This window comes from Streptacidiphilus sp. P02-A3a (genome assembly GCF_014084105.1).
Classification (GTDB): domain Bacteria; phylum Actinomycetota; class Actinomycetes; order Streptomycetales; family Streptomycetaceae; genus Streptacidiphilus.
The window spans coordinates 5,132,625-5,148,873 of the sequence record NZ_CP048289.1 but is presented as its reverse complement, the minus strand read 5'-3'; the positions used below and the strand labels follow the sequence as shown (position 1 = coordinate 5,148,873).

Here is a 16,249-nt window from a genome sequence, read left to right as displayed (position 1 = left end):
CGTCAACACGTCCATCGGAGGATACAACGGTCCCGCCGCTGACCGCAGCCGAGAACCGCATCCTGTTCGGTGGGCCGATCTGACATGGCTATCCCCAAGCATCTCTCCTACGCAACGATGCGTAGGAACTGTCGGCAGGTGCTGAAGAACTGTGCGGGACCGCAGCTCCGAACCGCACGACGACGAACGCAGCACAGTCTTCACGGTGGGTCATTCACTCGCAACCCCGCGAAGTTGAACGGGGGGCGGACGCGGCTCGGCCCGGCCGGGGCGACCGGCCGGGCTGATTGTCGTGCAGGGCGGGTCATTCCCACATCGTCGCACCTCAGCGCGATAACGCGCATATTCACCTGGGATGATTTTCGTCCGAGGGGGCGACCAATGTCGAATGTTCGAATAAAGGCAAGAGATCTTCCTCTTAATGTCGAACATATATCCGACTATCGCACAGTTATCTCAATCCCTCGCCGTGGCCGCCCTCGCGCTGCCGGTGCCCGTCGGCCCCGCCTGGTCAGGCCGCGTACTGATGGGTCGGGTAGGTGAGGTAGCCGGCGTCGCCTCCCTGGTAGTAGGTGCTCTCGTCCACCGGGGCGATCGGCAGGCCGCCGCGCAGCCGCTCGACCAGGTCGGGGTTGGCGATGAAGGCGCGACCGAAGCTGATCAGGTCGGCGCCCAGGCCGAGCCAGTGCTCGGCGTCGTGGCGGCCGGTCTGCTTGGGGCCCATCGGCAGCACCGGGTTGACCACCAGCGTCCCCGGCCAGGCCCGGCGCAGGGCGACCAGCACCTCCTCGTCGGCGGTGGCCTCCAGGTGCACGTAGGCCAACCGCAGCTGGGCGAGCTCGGCGAGCAGCGCGGCGTACAGCTCGGGGACGTCGGCCTCCTCGACACCCCAGAAGGTCCCGCCGGGCGAGAGCCGGATGCCGGTCCGGTCCGCGCCGACGGCCTCGACGGTGGCCGCCGCCGCCTCGACCGCGAACCGGATCCGGTTGGCGACCGAGCCGCCGTAGCCGTCCGTGCGCAGGTTGGCGTTGGAGGAGAGGAACTGCGAGATCAGATAGCCGTTGGCGCCGTGCAGTTCCACTCCGTCGAAGCCCGCGTCCACCGCGCGCCGGGCGGCCCGGGCGTACGACCCCGCCTGCTCGGGGACCTCGGCGGTCTCCAGGGCGCGCGGGACGGGCGCGGGCTTGGGTCCGGTCGCGGTGAACACCTCGCCGACGGCGGGGACCGCCGAGGGCGCGACCGGGCGCAGGCCGGTGGTGTCGGCGTGCGAGACCCGGCCGCCGTGCATCAGCTGGGCGAAGATCCGGCCGCCGTTGGCGTGGACGGCCTCGGTCACCGGACGCCAGGCGGCGACCTGCTCGTCGGTGTGCAGCCCCGGCGTACCCGGGTTGGACTGACCGATCAGGCTCGGCTGCACGCCCTCGCTCACGATCAGCCCGGCGGTCGCCCGCTGGGCGTAGTAGGTCGCCATCGACGGCGTCGCCAGCCCCCCGGCGGCGGCGCGGACCCGGCTCATCGGGGCCATGACCACGCGGTTGGGCAGGGTCAGGCCGCCGAGCCGGTGGCTGGTGAAGAGGGTGGTCACGTCAGGACTCCTTGGTGCTCCGCAACGGTGTTCCGCGGTGCCCGAACCCGGGCACGAGCGCTACGCTAAAACCTCACATGGATGTCAGAGGCAAGCGTCTGTGAGGCAGGACACAGGCGCGGGGCAGCCACTACCGTCGGGAGGGTTCGTGCGGATCGGGGAGCTCGCGTCGCGGTCCGGGGTCAGCGTCCGGTCGGTGCGCTACTACGAGGAGCAGGGGCTGCTCAGCAGCAGCCGCAGCACCAGCGGGCAGCGGCACTACACGGACAGCGAGGTCGACCGGGTCGCGTTCATCCAGCGGCTGTACGCCGCGGGACTGTCCAGCCGCACCATCGCTGACCTGCTGCCCTGCGTGGACACGCCGAGCGAGGCGAACTCCGACGCCGCGCTGGAGCGGATGGCGCTGGAGCGCGAACGGCTCTCCGGCCACATCGCCGAACTCGCCCGGACCAGGGACGCCCTGGACCAGCTGATGGCCACCGCCCGGGCACACCGGGCGCGGATCGGCGAGACCGCCTTGGTCAGCGGATGAGCACCCGGCCCGGGCGGCCGCGCGTCGAACCCGGACATCCGATCCGACCGGCCGCCACCCCGGTCGGCGTGTTGCTCGGCGCATCGCCGGGGTGACCGCGTTTCATGGGACGGGCCGGGGGGTCTGCCGTCCGTCGTCCGCCGCAAGGGAGCCCACCGAGCATGAGCGCCACCGTCACCGGCATCTCCGAGGCCGAGGTCCAGGACCTGGACGCGCACTGGCGGGCCGCCAACTACCTGGCGGTCGGTCAGATCTACCTGATGGCGAACCCGCTGCTGCGCGAACCGCTGCGGGCCGAGCAGGTCAAACCCCGGCTGCTGGGTCACTGGGGCACCTCGCCCGGGCTGAACCTGGTCCACACGCACCTGAACCGGGTGATCAGGGTCCGGGACCTGGACGCGATCTGTGTCTGGGGCCCCGGCCACGGCGGCCCCGCGGTGCTGGCGAACTCCTGGCTGGAGGGCAGCTACACCCGGACCTACCCGGACATCACCCGGGACGAGCCCGGGATGGCGAAGCTGTTCCGGCAGTTCTCCTTCCCCGGCGGCGTCCCCAGCCATGTCGCCCCGGAGACCCCCGGTTCCATCCATGAGGGCGGGGAGCTGGGCTACTCGCTCTCCCACGCCTACGGGGCCGCCTTCGACAACCCCGGCCTGCTGGTCGCCTGCGTGATCGGTGACGGCGAGGCCGAGACCGGGCCGCTGGCCGCCTCCTGGCACTCCAACAAGTTCCTGGACCCGGTCCACGACGGCGCGGTGCTGCCGATCCTGCACCTCAACGGCTACAAGATCGCCAACCCGACCGTGCTCGCCCGCATCCCCGAAGCCGAACTGGACGAACTCCTGCGCGGCTACGGCCACGACCCGATCCACGTCACCGGCGACGACCCGGCCCTGGTGCACCGCGCCCTGGCCGCCGCCCTGGACACCGCCCTCGACCGGATCCACGCCGCCCAGCAGCGGGCCCGCACCGGCGCGGGCGAGCGGCAGCGGGTGCACTGGCCGATGATCGTGCTGCGCACCCCCAAGGGCTGGACCGGCCCCGCGGTGGTCGACGGCCTCCCGGTCGAGGGCACCTGGCGCGCCCACCAGGTCCCGCTGGACGGCGTCCACGAGCACCCCGAGCACCTGCGGCAGCTCGAAGCCTGGCTGCGGTCCTACCGTCCGGAGGAGCTGTTCGACGCCGAGGGCCGCCCCAGCGCGCAGGTGCTGCGCTGCGTCCCGGCGGGTGAGCGGCGGCTGGGCGCGAACCCGCACGCCAACGGCGGCGTCCTGCTGCGCGCGCTGCCGATCGCCGACCTGGATCGCTTCGCGGTCCCGGTCGACCGGCCCGGCGCGTCGATGCACGAACCCACCCGGGTCCTCGGCGACCTGCTGGAACAGGTCATGGCCGACACCGCGGTCCGCCGCGACTTCCGCATCGTCGGCCCGGACGAGACCGCCTCCAACCGGCTCCAGGCCGTCTACCGGGCCACCGGCAAGGCCTGGCAGGCGGAGCTGCTGCCGGTGGACGAGCACCTGGCCCACGACGGCCGGGTGATGGAGATCCTGTCCGAGCACACCTGCCAGGGCTGGCTGGAGGGCTACCTGCTGACCGGTCGCCAGGGCCTGTTCTCCTGCTACGAGGCCTTCGTCCACATCGTCGACTCCATGGTCAACCAGCACATCAAATGGCTGCGCACCACCCGCGAACTGACCTGGCGCGCCCCGATCGCCTCGCTCAACTACCTGCTCACCTCGCACGTCTGGCGCCAGGACCACAACGGCTTCTCGCACCAGGACCCCGGCTTCGTCGACCACGTGCTGAACAAGAGCCCCGAAGCCGTCCGGGTCTACTTCCCACCGGACACCAACACCCTGCTCTCGGTCGCCGACCACGCGCTGCGCAGCCGCGACTACGTCAACGTCGTGGTCGCCGGGAAGCAGCCCTGCTTCGACTGGCTCACCATGGACCAGGCCCGCGCGCACTGCGCGCGCGGCGCCGGGATCTGGCCGTGGGCGGGCACCGAGTCGCTGAACCGCGCCCCCGACGTGGTGCTGGCCTGCGCCGGGGACGTCCCCACCCAGGAAGTCATGGCCGCCGCCGACCTGCTGCGCCGCCTGCTGCCGGAGCTGTCGGTGCGGGTGGTCAACGTGGTCGACATCGCCCGGCTGATGCCCGCCGAGGAGCACCCGCACGGGATGCCCGACCGCGAGTACGACGCGCTGTTCACCCCGGACAAGCCGGTGGTCTTCGCCTACCACGGCTACCCGTGGCTGATCCACCGCCTGGCCTACCGCCGCGGCAACCACGCGCACCTGCACGTGCGCGGCTACAAGGAGTCCGGGACCACCACCACCCCGTTCGACATGGTGGTCCGCAACGACCTCGACCGCTACCGCCTGGTCATCGACGTCATCGACCGGGTTCCCGGCCTGGCCGTGCGCGCCGCCGGGGTCCGCCAGCAGATGGTCGACGTCCGCCAGCGCCACCACGACTGGATCCGCGCCCACGGCACCGACCTGCCCGAGGTCACCGACTGGACCTGGAGCAACTGACGCGCGCCACTGGGCCGGCCGCATCCGGCGTGCGTACGATCTGCGGAGCAGCGTCGTTCCTGGAGGGCGAGCGGGTATGACAGCCCGACAACACGGTCGGCGAGTGAGTGCCTGGGTCGAATCGCCGGTCGGCGCCCGCGTGGCCAGGCTGTACCGGCGCTCCTCGCAGATCGAGCTGATGCACCGGGCGCTGGGCTTCGCGGCACTCGGCTTCGTCGCGCTGATGCCGCTGCTGATCGTCATCGCCGCCGCCTCACCGGTGGACTACGGCGGCTTCGGGCAGTGGGTCTCCGACGCCATGGGCCTGTCCGGCGCCTCGGAGCGGATCGTGAAGCGGCTGTTCGCCCCCTCGCACAGCGTGCTCAGCACCACCGACGCGCTCGGCCTGGCGATCGTCTGCGTCTTCGGCCAGACCTTCGCCTCCAGCGTGCAGACCGGCTACGAGAAGATCTGGGCGGTGCCGCCGCGGATCCGGCACCGGCTGTGGCAGCAGGTGCTCTGGCTCGCGGCACTGACCGGCCAGTTCTACGCGGAGGCGCTGAGCTCGCGCAGCTCGTCCCCCTGGACGGTACTGGCCCGGGTGCTGCTGTGGGTGCTGCAGATCTGGTGGGGGCAGTGGATCCTGCTCGGCCGCCGGGTGTCCTGGCGCGCGCTCCTGCCCGGATCCGTCGTCACCGTGGCCGCGATGCTCGGCCTGCTGGTCTTCTCCAGGTACGTGTTCGCCTACATGGTGGTCAGCACCGCCGCGACCTACGGGGCGGTGGGCACGGTCCTGGTCGTGGTCACCTGGATGGTGGCCGTGGGCTTCGTCATCTTCGGCGGGGCGCTGGTGGGCGAGCAGTGCCGCCGCGACAGCCTCGGCGGGTAGCGCGGGTCCGCCGGGGTGTCCGGCGGACCCCTGCCCGCCCGGTCAGCGCGGATCCAGGCCCTTCAGCGACTCCGGCAGGTCGCGGCTGTGGATGACCCCGAGACTCCTGGTGGCCCGGGTGAGCGCGACATACAGGTCGTTCACGCCGCGGGCGTGCGCCGCGACGATGTCCGCGGGCTCCAGCACCAGCACCGCGTCGAACTCAAGTCCCTTGGCCTGCGCGGCCGTCAGCAGGACCACCGGCGAGTCCAGCACCGACGCGTCGGCAACCGTGGTGACCCCGTCCAACTCGGCCAGCAGGTCCAGCAGTTCGGCCGGGCAGTCGGGGGAGTGGAGGATCGCCGTCCGGCCGCTGTCGAGCGCCGCGACCTCCCCCTCGACCACGGCGCGCAGCGCGGCGGCCCGGTCCCGCTCGGGCAGCCGCAGACTCCACGGACGGCTCCCGCCGCCGCGCACCGCGCGCGGCGCGGTGAGACCCGGGTCGACCGCCCGCAGCACGCCCTCGGCGACCCGCATGATCTCGGCCGGGGTCCGGTAGTTGACGCTGAGCTCCACCGTGCGCCAGCGCCCCGCGGTGTACTCGTCCAGCGCCTCGCCCCAGGAGCGCAGCCCGGCGGCGGCGCCGGTCTGCGCCAGGTCGCCGACGATCGTCATCGAGCGGCCGGGGCAGCGGCGGGCCAGCAGGCGCCAGTCCATCGGGGACAGCTCCTGCGCCTCGTCCACGATCACGTGGCCGAAACCCCAGGTCCGGTCCTCCAGCGCGCGCTCGGCCAGCGGGCGCAGCGACTCCGGCCCCTGGTACTGGCGGGCCAGCATCTGCGCGTCCATCTCCACCAGACCCACGCCGAAGTCGTCAAGGACGACCTTCGCGAACTCCAGCTCCTCGGCCCTGGCCGCGGCCTCGGCGGCGGCCTCGGCCCGCTGCGAGGCGGCACTGGCGGGCAGCGGGCCGAGCAGCTCCGCCGCCTCGTCCAGCAACGGGACGTCGGCGGTGGTCCAGCGGGCGGCCTCCTGCTCCGGGCCCGGCGCGGCTCGCCGCAGCGCCGCGCGCTCGGCCTCGGTGAAGTCCGGCATCGCCGTCGCCAGCAGCTCGGTGGAGCCGAACAGCGCGGTCAGCAGCTGCTCCGGGCCCAGCAGCGGCCACAGCCGCTCCGCCAGGGCCTGGACGTCGGGCTCCTCGACGAGGGCGTCGGCGAGGTCCGCCACCTCGTCCAGGTCCATCCGCGCGGCCGGGTCCCGGTCGCCGCGGTCCCTGGCGATCCGCAGCGCCAGCTCCGAGGAGATCCGTTCGACCAGGGCGGCGCGGGCGGTGTTGTGCGGTTCACGGGTCCGGTGCGCGGCGGCCTGGGCCCGCTCGCACAGGGCCCGGCTGATCTCCAGCTCCTCCCGGTAACGGGACCTGCGGCCCACGGTGATCGTCAAGGGCGCGTCCGGCAGCCGCCGCAGGCCGTCCAGCGCGGCGGCGAGCACCCGCGCCATCCGGACGTCGCCCTTCACGGCGGCCACCTCCGGCGCGTCCGCGTCGGTCGCGTTCACCCCCGGGTAGAGCCCGCCGATGCTGCTCAGCACGACCTCGCTCTCGCCGAGCGCGGGGAGCACCTGGTCGATGTAGCGCAGGAAGGTCGTGTTCGGGCCGATGACCAGCACGCCGCGCTTGGCCAGCCGCTCGCGGTGGGTGTACAGCAGGTACGCGGCCCGGTGCAGGGCGACCACGGTCTTGCCGGTCCCCGGGCCGCCCTGGACCACCAGCACGCCGCCGAGCTCGGAGCGGATGACCCGGTCCTGCTCGGCCTGGATGGTGGAGACGATGTCACCCATCCGCCCGGTCCTGGCCGCCGTGAGCGAGGCGAGCAGCGCGCTCTCCCCGCTGAGCTCGGAGCTGTCCCGGCCCTCCAGCGCGCTCACGCCGAAGGCGTCGTCGTCGAAGTCGACGACGGTCCGGCCCTTGCTCCGCAGGTGCCGTCGGCTCACCACCCCGCCGGGCCTGGCGGGCGTGGCCCGGTAGAACGGCTCCGCCGCGGACGCCCGCCAGTCGGTGAGCACCGGGTCGTGGTTCTCGTCCGCCAGGGCGATCCGGCCGATGTACTGCCGTTCGCCGTCGGCGCTCTCGATCCGGCCGAAGCAGAGCCCGTACTCGGCGGCGTGCAGCTCCGCCAGCCGACGGGTGTGGTGGATCTCCAGCGTGTCCCGTTCCATCCGGGACTGCCGCGTCCCGCCCTTCGCCTGGCGGTGGGTCTCGCGCAGCGCGTCGCTGGCGAGCTCGTGCTGGTCGTCGAGGCGGTCGTACAGCGCACCGACGTACGCGTTCTCGGCCCGCAGCTCCCTGGACCGCCAGTCGGCACTGACCGCGGAATCGAGTTCGGACGAGGAGGACGGGGGCGTGGATGACGATGACGTGGGGGCCAAGACTTGCTCCACATTCAGGTGATCGAACGATTTCGGAAGTCGGCGCGGTGTCGCTGACCGGCGGCTCCGCGGTCGGACCGGGACACGCGCGTCGCGACCGCCGTTCCCGCGGATTCCGGCTTCGGTCGACGATTGTGCGGCACGACCGGGGCCTTGCGGCAAGCCCCCCACCGCGCTATAGATTGAGTACAGGGAGAAGTGAGCGCGCTTCTCTCTTTTTTGTTGCCCGCTTCGTCTTTTTGTTGCCCGCCTCGGCGCCCGGCCGGTCGGCTCCTGGTGCCGACCGGGCGCGGGGGGTTATCGTGCGACCGTGATCGTCGACGAGCAGGCCGCGGAGTCCGAGGACGGTGCCGGATGCTGAGTCTGGACCTGCACCCGATCTACCGGAACAACCGGGACATCGAGCTCGCCATGCGGCAGTTCCTGTTCACCGCCGCGCGCTCCGGTGAGGCGGTCGTCGAGATCATCCCCGGCAAGGGCACGGGCCAGCTGAAGCGACGGGTGCTGGCCTTCCTCGACCAGAAGCACATCAGGAAGCTCTACCTGCGCCACGAGGCGGCCCCGGGCAACGAGGGACGGGTGCTCGTCCACTTCCGCGACCAGCCGTAGCGCGGTACCCCCGCGCCCGGGACCGCGGCCACCGGGTTCAGCAGCCGGTGCTGCCGGGGCGACATCCCATATCTGACGTAGCGTCATGTCCCCTTGGGGTGGCGGGACCTGGGCTGTCGAGAGGCGCCGGTGCCGGTTGCGCCCGAAACGCGAGCGCCCGCCCGGCCCGGGGATCCGTCGAACGGCGGGGCTCCGTCGGCCGGGGGCTGGGTGCGAGAACGCGCAGGTCGAACGCTATTATGTGAACATCGTCTAACGCGAAAGATGAACTTGTGACTGTCAATGACGACGTGTTCACGAACTGGATGAAGCGCGAGGAGATCGCGGAGTCGATGATCCCGATCATCGGGAGGCTGCACCGGGAGAGGGACGTCACCGTCCTGCTGCACAGCCGCTCCCTGGTGAACAAGTCGGTGGTCAGCATCCTCAAGACTCACCGGTTCGCACGCCAGATCGCTGGTGAAGAGCTCTCGGTGACCGAGACGCTGCCCTTCCTGCAGGCCCTCACCGCGATCGACCTCGGCCCTTCCCAGATCGACATCGGCATGCTCGCCGCGATGTACCAGAGCGACCAGCGCGGACTCTCGGTCGAGGAGTTCACCGCCGAGGCCGTCGCCGGTGCGACCGGCGCGAACAAGCTGGACCGCCGGGACTCGCGGGATGTGGTGCTCTACGGCTTCGGCCGGATCGGGCGGCTGCTCGCCCGGCTGCTGATCGAGAAGGCGGGCTCCGGGAACGGACTGCGGCTGCGGGCCGTCGTCGTCCGCAACGGTGGTGGTGAGGACCTCGTCAAGCGCGCCTCGCTGCTGCGCCGCGACTCCATCCACGGCCAGTTCCAGGGCACGATCACGGTCGACGAGGCGAACAACAAGATCATCGCCAATGGCCACGAGATCACCGTGATCTACTCGGACGACCCGACGTCGGTGGACTACACGGAGTACGGCATCAACGACGCCATCCTGGTGGACAACACCGGCCGGTGGCGCGACCGGGAGGGCCTCTCCAGGCACCTGCGCCCCGGGATCGCCAAGGTGGTCCTGACCGCGCCGGGCAAGGGCGACGTCCCCAACATCGTCCACGGTGTGAACCACGACACGATCAAGCCGGACGAGCGGATCCTGTCCTGCGCCTCCTGCACCACCAACGCGATCGTGCCGCCGCTGAAGGCGATGGCGGAGGAGTACGGTGTCCTGCGCGGCCACGTGGAGACCGTCCACTCGTTCACCAATGACCAGAACCTCCTGGACAACTACCACAGCTCCGACCGGCGCGGCCGTTCGGCGCCGCTGAACATGGTCATCACCGAGACCGGCGCGGCCTCCGCGGTCGCCAAGGCGCTGCCCGAGCTCAAGGCCCCGATCACCGGCAGCTCGATCCGGGTCCCGGTGCCGGACGTCTCGATCGCGATCCTCAACCTGCGGCTCGCGCGGGAGACCAACCGCGAGGAGGTGCTGGAGTACCTCCGCGAGGTGTCGCTGACCTCGCCGCTCAAGCGGCAGATCGACTTCATCAGCGCCCCCGACGCGGTCTCCAGCGACTTCATCGGCTCGCGCCACGCTTCGATCGTCGACGCCGGCGCGACCAAGGTCGACGGCGACAACGCCATCCTCTACCTCTGGTACGACAACGAGTTCGGCTACTCCTGCCAGGTCGTCCGGGTCGTCCAGTACGTCTCCGGGGTGGAGTACCCGACCTACCCGGCGCCGGCGGTCTGACCCCCCGCGCCGGGCGCCGGTGGGGTGGCGGTCGGTCCCGACCTGCCACCCCGCCGGCGCATCCGGACCGGCGTCAGCTGACGTCGAAGTCGGTGCCCCGGGCGGTCTTCTCCCAGCCGGTGATGTCGGCCCGGACGCTGTCCAGGTGGGCCAGGATCGCGTCGACGCTGTCGCTGCCCAGCGGCAGCCGCAGCGGAGTGCGCTCGGCGTCCAGCGCGGCCAGGATCGCGGTGGCGGCCTTCGCCGGGTCGCCCGGCTGGCTGCCGTCGCTGCTGTCGATCATGGCGCGGGTCACGCCGACGGTGTCCGCGTAGACGTCGATCTGGCCGCTGGCCGTGGCGTTGCCCATCAGGCCGGTGCGGAACCCGCCCGGCTCGACCACCAGCACCTTGATCCCCAGCGGGCCGACCTCCGCCGACAGCGCCTCCGAGTAGCCCTCCAGGGCGAACTTGGTCGCGCTGTACGCGGAGAACCCGGCGAAGGACATCTGTCCGCCCATGCTGCTGAGCTGCACGATCGCGCCCGAGCGGCGCTTCCGCATGTACGGCAGTACCGCGCGGACCAGTGCGGCCGGTCCGAAGACGTGCACCTCGAACAGCTCGCGGAGCTGCTGGTCGATGTCCTCCTCGGCCGCCCCGACATGGGTCCGCCCGGCGTTGTTGACCAGGACGTCGATCCGGCCGTGCCGGGCCACCAGGTCGTCCACCACCGTGTCGATCTCGTCGATGTCGGTGACGTCCAGCAGGGTCTCCTCGACCTGGTCCGGGTGGGCGGCGACGAGGTCGGCGGCCGTGCCCGCACGGCGGACCGCCGCGACCACGGTGTCGCCCGCGGCCACCGCGGCTTCGGTGATCGCCCGGCCGAAGCCGCTGTTGGCGCCAGTGACCAGCCATACCTTGCTCATTGACACTCCATCAGAGATAACTTGCCGACGTTTCCTACTGGTTGAACTGTTTCACAGCCGACGACCGGCCGTTGGTCCGCTGCTACCCGCACGCGGCCCGGCAGCCGCTGGAGCCCAGCGCGCCCGCGGGCAGCGGAAAATCAAGCGCCGGTTGTCAGCGGGGGATGGAAGACTCGGCCCCATGAAGCCCAACGACCCCAAGGACGACCTGCACCGGTACCTGAAGGCGGCTCGCGAAGCCGTCGTCTGGAAACTGGAGGGCCTGTCCGAGTACGACATCCGCCGCCCGCTGACGCCGACCGGCACCAACCTCCTCGGCCTGGTCAAGCACCTCGCGAGCGTCGAGTTCGGCTACTTCGGCCCGACCTTCGACCGCCCGCACCACGAGTCCCTCCCCTGGTGGGACGACGACGCCGAGCCCAACGCCGACATGTGGGCCACGGCCGACGAGTCACGCGAGGAGATCCTCGGCCTCTACCGCCGCGCCTGCGCGCACGCGGACGCGACGATCGAGGCGCTGCCGCTCGACACCATGGGTCACGTCGCGTGGTGGGGCGACAAGGGCGACGCGACGCTACAGCGGATCATGCTGCACATGACGGCCGAGGCGAGCCGTCATGCCGGTCACGCCGACATCGTCCGGGAGCTGATCGACGGCAGCACCGGCATGCGGCCGAGCAACAGCAACGTGGACGGCGGCGACGCGGCCTGGTACCAGGAGTACTGGAACCGGCTGGAGAGCGTCGCGAAGGAGGCCCGGGCCGCCCCGGACCGGGACGCCGGCGGCGACGAGTAGCCCCGTCCGGGCGGCTCGGCGGGGGCGTCGGCGGCGCTCAGCGCTCCGCCGACCGGCTCAGTCCAGGTCGTCGCCGAGCCGCAGCACCAGGTCGTCCAGGTGCGCCAGCAGCTCGTCGGGCGGCAGGTCGACGTCCGCGAGCGTCTGCACGGCGGTGCGCAGCCTGCCCATGTTCGCCGAGGCGTGCGGGCCGTGCCCGACCACGTCGCCGACCACCAGGGCGACCCGCGCGCCCGAGAGCGGGATGATGTCGAACCAGTCCCCGCCGATCCCGGTGGAAGCCCTCCGGCCGGGTGCGCAGCAGCACCGCGACGCCGAGCGTGGTGCCGCGCGCGATGAGCGGCAGCGCCATCAGCGAGTCCACGCTGGAGCCGTGGATCTTCCCGGCCCGGGCCGGGACCGCGGCCGTCCACCGGTCGAAGTCCGGGTCCCCGCTGCCGCTGAGCACCGCGCGGCCGGTGCGCAGCGCCCGGGCCGGAGGGGAGTACGGCGGGTAGGCGTCGCCGCCGCCGAGCTCGATGACGGCCTCCGGCGTGCCCGCCTGCGTCGACAGGTGGGCCATCCGGCGCAGCACCAGCGGCGGCCATGCCGACCGCGCAGACCTCCCCGGCCGGATCCCGGATCGGCCACAGCTCCAGGTTCCAGGCGTGCTCGCGGATCCCCGAGGGCGCCCGGCCGTAGGTCCGGTAGTGCGCCGGTGTACCGGTCGCGGCCACCTCGCGCGGGGCCTCCTCGTCGAGGCCGATCACCCCGCACGCCGTGGTGTTGAGCCGCAGGTAGCGCTGGTCGACGTCGAAGACGGCCATCGCCATGGACGCCTGGCGGAACGCCCACTCCACCAGCGCGCGACCGCTGTCGCTCTCGCTGCCCGGGCCCATACGATCTGGATGACCCCGCCGCCCCCGGCCGACAACTCGGTCTACTGCGTTCGCGCCCGGGCCGGGCGGCGCGCTACCCGGCCGTCCCCGGCCGGTGGCTGACCAGGTAGTAGGGGTGGTTGTGCGCCGCGACGGGCGGGGACTGGTACGTCCAGGCCCCGACCGCGGGGGCGGTCCCGACCAGCGCGGTCAACTCCGTGCCGACCGGCGAGGTCTCGTCGTGGACGGTCAGCCGCACCGGGTCGGCGGCCAGGTCCGCCAGCGCGTGGTACTGGTACGGCTGGTAGACGTTCATCGGTCCGGCCAGGGAGCGGCCCGCGGCGTCGGTGCCGTAGCCGGTGATGGGGGTGTTGTTGACCGGGACGCGAGGCAGCCCGGCCAGGTCGACGGCGAACGAGAACAGCGTCCGCTCCCGGCGCTCGATGCCGCCGTCCTCGGCGAACGCGGCGTCCTTGCAGCTCACGGACCAGGCCTCGGCCGCCGGGCCGTTCAGCGAGGGCATCGTCGCCTCGAACCAGGCGGGGTACTTGGGCTCCCCGTAGAGCCTGGTCCCGGCGTCGATGGCGAGCGCGTTGTCGCACAGCACGTGCAGCCGGGCGATCCCCAGCAGCTTGGTCTGGTCGTAGCCGTGGGCGAACTGCTGGTACGACAGCCGGGCGAGGCGGTCGGCGGCGGCCGTGGGGTAGGCGATGACGCTGTACTCGATCTCCTGGGTGACCCCGGCCCCGCCCGGGTACTGGGCGAAGTAGAGCTGGTAGTTGAGCGTGACGCAGGCCCGCCCGTCGAAGTCGGCGGCGGTCAGGTCGGGATGCCGCTTGGCCAGCACCTCGCGCACCGGCTCCGGGTCGACCAGGTAGTCCAGGCCGATGTTGTGCAGGGCGCCGTAGTGGAAGGGCAGCTGGTAGGGCGCGGCGACGGGTGGCAGTGTCAGGTCCGGGTTCATCGGGCGCGGTGCTCCTCAGGGTTGGTGCTCGGGGCTGGTGACGGTGAGCCGGGACCGGCTCAGGTCGCGGTCGATCTGCTCGGCGCTGCGCAGGGTGAGCGCGGCCATGGTCAGCGTCGGGTTGGCAGTGCCGAGGGAGGGCATGCTGCCGCAGCCCACGGCGTACAGGTTCGGGTGGTCCCAGCAGCGCTGCCAGGAGTCCACCACCGAGTCGGCGGCCCGGTGGCCCATGATGTGGGTGCCGCCGCCGTGGCCCGCGCCCCGGTAGCTGTAGGGCCTGCCCCGGAACGTGAACCAGCCCGGGTTGCTCGGCCCGGGCCGGTAGCTGGTGTGGTCCTCGGCGCCGAGCAGCGCGAAGATCTGGTCCGAGACCGCCTTCGCGGCCTCCATCCCGGCCTTCACGTGGTCGGACAGGTCGTAGCTCAGCACCGGGCGCGGACTGCCGAAGCGGTCGCGCCGCCGGGGGTCGAGGGTGACCCGGTTGGCCGGGTCGGCGCTCTGCTCCATCTCGAACTGCAGGGCGAACTGGCGGCCGACCCGGTCGCCGAGCACCTGACGCAGCTCCTTGCCGAACAGGCCCCGCCCGTTGGGCGCGGCCGGGTCGCCGTCGCGCAGGACGGCGGCGACCTCGTCGTCCGGCGGTCCGGACGCCCAGCCCCAGCCCCAGTTGCCGATCTCGATCCGGAACGGCGCGCGGGCCGCCCGGGCCGGGCCGAAGCGGAACCCCTCCAGGCCGGAGGTGGACCCCGGTCCCCGGTAGGCGCCGATCGGGTGCGGCATCAGGCCCCAGGTGAGCAGCACCGGATGGTCCATCAGGTTGCGGCCCACCTGATCGCTGGAGTTGGCCAGACCGGACGCCAACAGCAGCCGGGCGTTCTCGATCGCGTGCGCGGCCAGGACCACGACGGCGGCGCGGGCCGTGTGCGTCGTGCCGGGCGCGGCGGCCGGGCCGACGGCGTCCGCGCCGCCCGGGTCCGGGTAGCGGTGGTACTCGACGCCGGTGACCCGGCCGGTCGGGTCCGCCAGCACCCGCGACACCACCGCCCGGGTGCGCAGCGTGACCCACGGCCGCCACCGGGCCTGGGTGCGGGCCGGAGTGTACTTCGCTCCGGTGGGGCAGACCGGGATGCAGCTGGCGCTGCCCGCGCAGGCCGGTCCGTACTCCGGGGTGGGCGCGCTGTTGCGCGCCTGCGGCGTGCCCACCACCCGCAGCTCGGTCGGCGCCGCCCCGGCCGGATCGGCGATCTCGCGGCCGTCCAGCCGCGCCGCCAGCACCTGGTCGAGGTGGCTGGCGGGGATCGGGGCCATCGGGAAGGCGTAGCCCTCGGGCATCGGCAGACCGACCGCCTCCCGCTGCTCGGCCGCGTCGGCGGCGACGCCGACCGCGCGCTCCGCGGCGCGGTAGTACGGCTCCAACTCCTGGTAGCTGATCGGCCAGTCGCGGCCGTAGCCGAAGTCCTCGGTGTGGAAGTCCTGCGGGTGCATGCGCGGGGTCAGCCCGGTCCAGGCCGTCCCGGTGCCGCCGTTGACCCGCAGGTAGCCGCTGGCGTACGGCAGCGGCCCGTCCTGGACGAAGTACCCGTTCGCCCGGTAGCCGCCGTCGGGCAGGCCGGTGAGGTCCAGTACCTCGGGGGAGGGGACCAGCGGGTTGGGCGCCAGCGCCGAGCTGGGGACCTTCGCCGCCGCCCGCTGGAACCTGCGCACGGCGGACTCCCGCTCACCGGCCCGCTCACCGGCCCGCTCACCGGCCCGGTCCCCGGCTGTCCCGGTGGGACCGTCGGCGCCCACCCCCGCCTCCAGCACCAGGATCCGGTGCCCGCGCTCCCCGAGCCGCTGCGCCAGTAACGACCCGGCGATCCCGGCGCCCACCACGATCACGTCGTACCGCTCCCGGTCCGGCGCGTCCCCCGGGTTCACCGCAGGGCTCCGGTCGTCGGGGCGGGTCCGCGGCGCTCCGGCGGGCTCGCGCCGGGCGGTGGCTCGGCCCAGCTGCCGAAGCCGGGTGGCCGGGTACCGGGCGGGGGAGTGCCGAGCGCCCGCCACAGCAGTCCCTGCGGGTAGCCGCCCTCGGGTCGGACGGACGTCGGCCGACCGGGTAACCCCAACCGGCGGCAGGTGGCCTCCGACAGGACCGGCCACACGCCCAGGTACCACAGGGAGCAGACCGCGCGGGCGACCTCCAGCAGGGCCGGGTCGGTGAGGGAGCCCGGACCGCCGCCCGTCCGGGTCAGCGCGACGGCCAGGCGGTCCAGGGTCCCGGGGCCGACCCGTTCGCGTACGGCCGCGTGGTAGGTCTCGGCCATGCCGGTTCCGGCCAACTCGCCCGTGTCGAAGCCGGTCAGTTCCGCCGACACCCGAAGAAAGTCCTCCGCCACCACCGACTCCGTCCCCGGGGCGCTGAGTTGGCCCGCATGGATCAAGCATGGTCATGCCATGATGATCCTTCCTCGGCAGTCCGCGCTTCATGCCTCGA

12 protein-coding genes and 1 pseudogene are annotated in these 16,249 nt (G+C 72.4%); 6 read left to right on the top strand and 7 right to left on the bottom strand.

Features of this window, described 5'->3' with window-relative positions; all coding sequences use genetic code 11:
• Positions 1-511: 511 nt before the first annotated feature.
• On the bottom strand, positions 512-1,585 hold the full coding sequence (locus GXP74_RS22530) for an alkene reductase (RefSeq protein WP_182453052.1): 1,074 nt from the start codon (positions 1,583-1,585) through the stop codon (positions 512-514).
• A gap of 148 nt (positions 1,586-1,733) precedes the next feature.
• On the opposite strand from GXP74_RS22530, the gene GXP74_RS22525 reads away from it, so the two are divergent.
• The 3 genes from GXP74_RS22525 (at position 1,734) to GXP74_RS22515 (ending at position 5,522) form a co-directional block, all read left to right on the top strand.
• Positions 1,734-2,117 carry a MerR family transcriptional regulator gene (locus tag GXP74_RS22525; protein ID WP_182453051.1) on the top strand — a complete coding sequence of 128 codons (384 nt, stop codon included), beginning with the start codon at positions 1,734-1,736 and terminating at the stop codon, positions 2,115-2,117.
• Between the two features lie 161 nt (positions 2,118-2,278).
• The gene (locus GXP74_RS22520) at positions 2,279-4,654 is read left to right on the top strand and encodes a phosphoketolase (RefSeq protein WP_182453050.1); all 2,376 of its coding nucleotides are present in this window, start codon (positions 2,279-2,281) and stop codon (positions 4,652-4,654) included.
• 103 nt (positions 4,655-4,757) lie between these two features.
• Positions 4,758-5,522, top strand: a complete 765-nt coding sequence (locus GXP74_RS22515; RefSeq protein WP_225448116.1) for a YhjD/YihY/BrkB family envelope integrity protein — start codon at positions 4,758-4,760, stop codon at positions 5,520-5,522.
• A 42-nt stretch (positions 5,523-5,564) separates the two neighbouring features.
• Here the strand turns inward: GXP74_RS22515 and GXP74_RS22510 are convergent, their stop codons facing one another.
• Complete coding sequence (locus tag GXP74_RS22510; RefSeq protein WP_182453049.1) at positions 5,565-7,928, bottom strand: ATP-binding domain-containing protein; 2,364 nt, start codon at positions 7,926-7,928, stop codon at positions 5,565-5,567.
• A gap of 354 nt (positions 7,929-8,282) precedes the next feature.
• On the opposite strand from GXP74_RS22510, the gene GXP74_RS22505 reads away from it, so the two are divergent.
• Positions 8,283-8,537, top strand: coding sequence for a Smr/MutS family protein (locus tag GXP74_RS22505; RefSeq protein ID WP_182453048.1), 255 nt, complete (start codon positions 8,283-8,285; stop codon positions 8,535-8,537).
• Between the two features lie 272 nt (positions 8,538-8,809).
• On the top strand, positions 8,810-10,255 hold the full coding sequence (locus GXP74_RS22500) for a glyceraldehyde-3-phosphate dehydrogenase (protein ID WP_182453047.1): 1,446 nt from the start codon (positions 8,810-8,812) through the stop codon (positions 10,253-10,255).
• 73 nt (positions 10,256-10,328) lie between these two features.
• On the opposite strand, the gene GXP74_RS22495 is transcribed toward GXP74_RS22500, so the two are convergent.
• A complete protein-coding gene (locus tag GXP74_RS22495) occupies positions 10,329-11,159 on the bottom strand; it encodes an oxidoreductase (RefSeq protein WP_182453046.1) in 831 nt (276 codons plus the stop codon).
• A gap of 181 nt (positions 11,160-11,340) precedes the next feature.
• On the opposite strand from GXP74_RS22495, the gene GXP74_RS22490 reads away from it, so the two are divergent.
• The gene (locus GXP74_RS22490; RefSeq protein ID WP_182453045.1) at positions 11,341-11,955 is read left to right on the top strand and encodes a DinB family protein; all 615 of its coding nucleotides are present in this window, start codon (positions 11,341-11,343) and stop codon (positions 11,953-11,955) included.
• Positions 11,956-12,021: 66 nt separating this feature from the next.
• Here GXP74_RS22490 and GXP74_RS40805 read toward each other — a convergent pair.
• From GXP74_RS40805 to GXP74_RS40800, 4 genes and pseudogenes are all read right to left on the bottom strand, one after another.
• A pseudogene (locus tag GXP74_RS40805) lies at positions 12,022-12,833 on the bottom strand (GAF domain-containing SpoIIE family protein phosphatase); the annotation flags it as partial.
• 73 nt (positions 12,834-12,906) lie between these two features.
• The gene (locus GXP74_RS22475) at positions 12,907-13,776 is read right to left on the bottom strand and encodes a hypothetical protein (protein WP_182453044.1); all 870 of its coding nucleotides are present in this window, start codon (positions 13,774-13,776) and stop codon (positions 12,907-12,909) included.
• Between the two features lie 15 nt (positions 13,777-13,791).
• Positions 13,792-15,693: a GMC family oxidoreductase gene (locus GXP74_RS22470; protein WP_225448115.1), complete on the bottom strand. Its 1,902-nt coding sequence runs from the start codon at positions 15,691-15,693 to the stop codon at positions 13,792-13,794.
• A complete protein-coding gene (locus GXP74_RS40800) occupies positions 15,690-16,151 on the bottom strand; it encodes a sorbitol dehydrogenase family protein (protein ID WP_225448114.1) in 462 nt (153 codons plus the stop codon). The genes GXP74_RS22470 and GXP74_RS40800 overlap by 4 nt, the downstream gene beginning before the upstream one ends.
• Between the last annotated feature and the right edge of the window lie 98 nt (positions 16,152-16,249).

Coding starts and splice junctions, on each gene's coding strand:
- GXP74_RS22495 (WP_182453046.1), bottom strand. CDS start 11,159: ATGAGCAAGGTATGGCTGGTCACTGGCGCCAACAGCGGCTTCGGCCGG.
- GXP74_RS22505 (WP_182453048.1), top strand. CDS start 8,283: ATGCTGAGTCTGGACCTGCACCCGATCTACCGGAACAACCGGGACATC.
- GXP74_RS22520 (WP_182453050.1), top strand. CDS start 2,279: ATGAGCGCCACCGTCACCGGCATCTCCGAGGCCGAGGTCCAGGACCTG.
- GXP74_RS22490 (WP_182453045.1), top strand. CDS start 11,341: ATGAAGCCCAACGACCCCAAGGACGACCTGCACCGGTACCTGAAGGCG.
- GXP74_RS22475 (WP_182453044.1), bottom strand. CDS start 13,776: ATGAACCCGGACCTGACACTGCCACCCGTCGCCGCGCCCTACCAGCTG.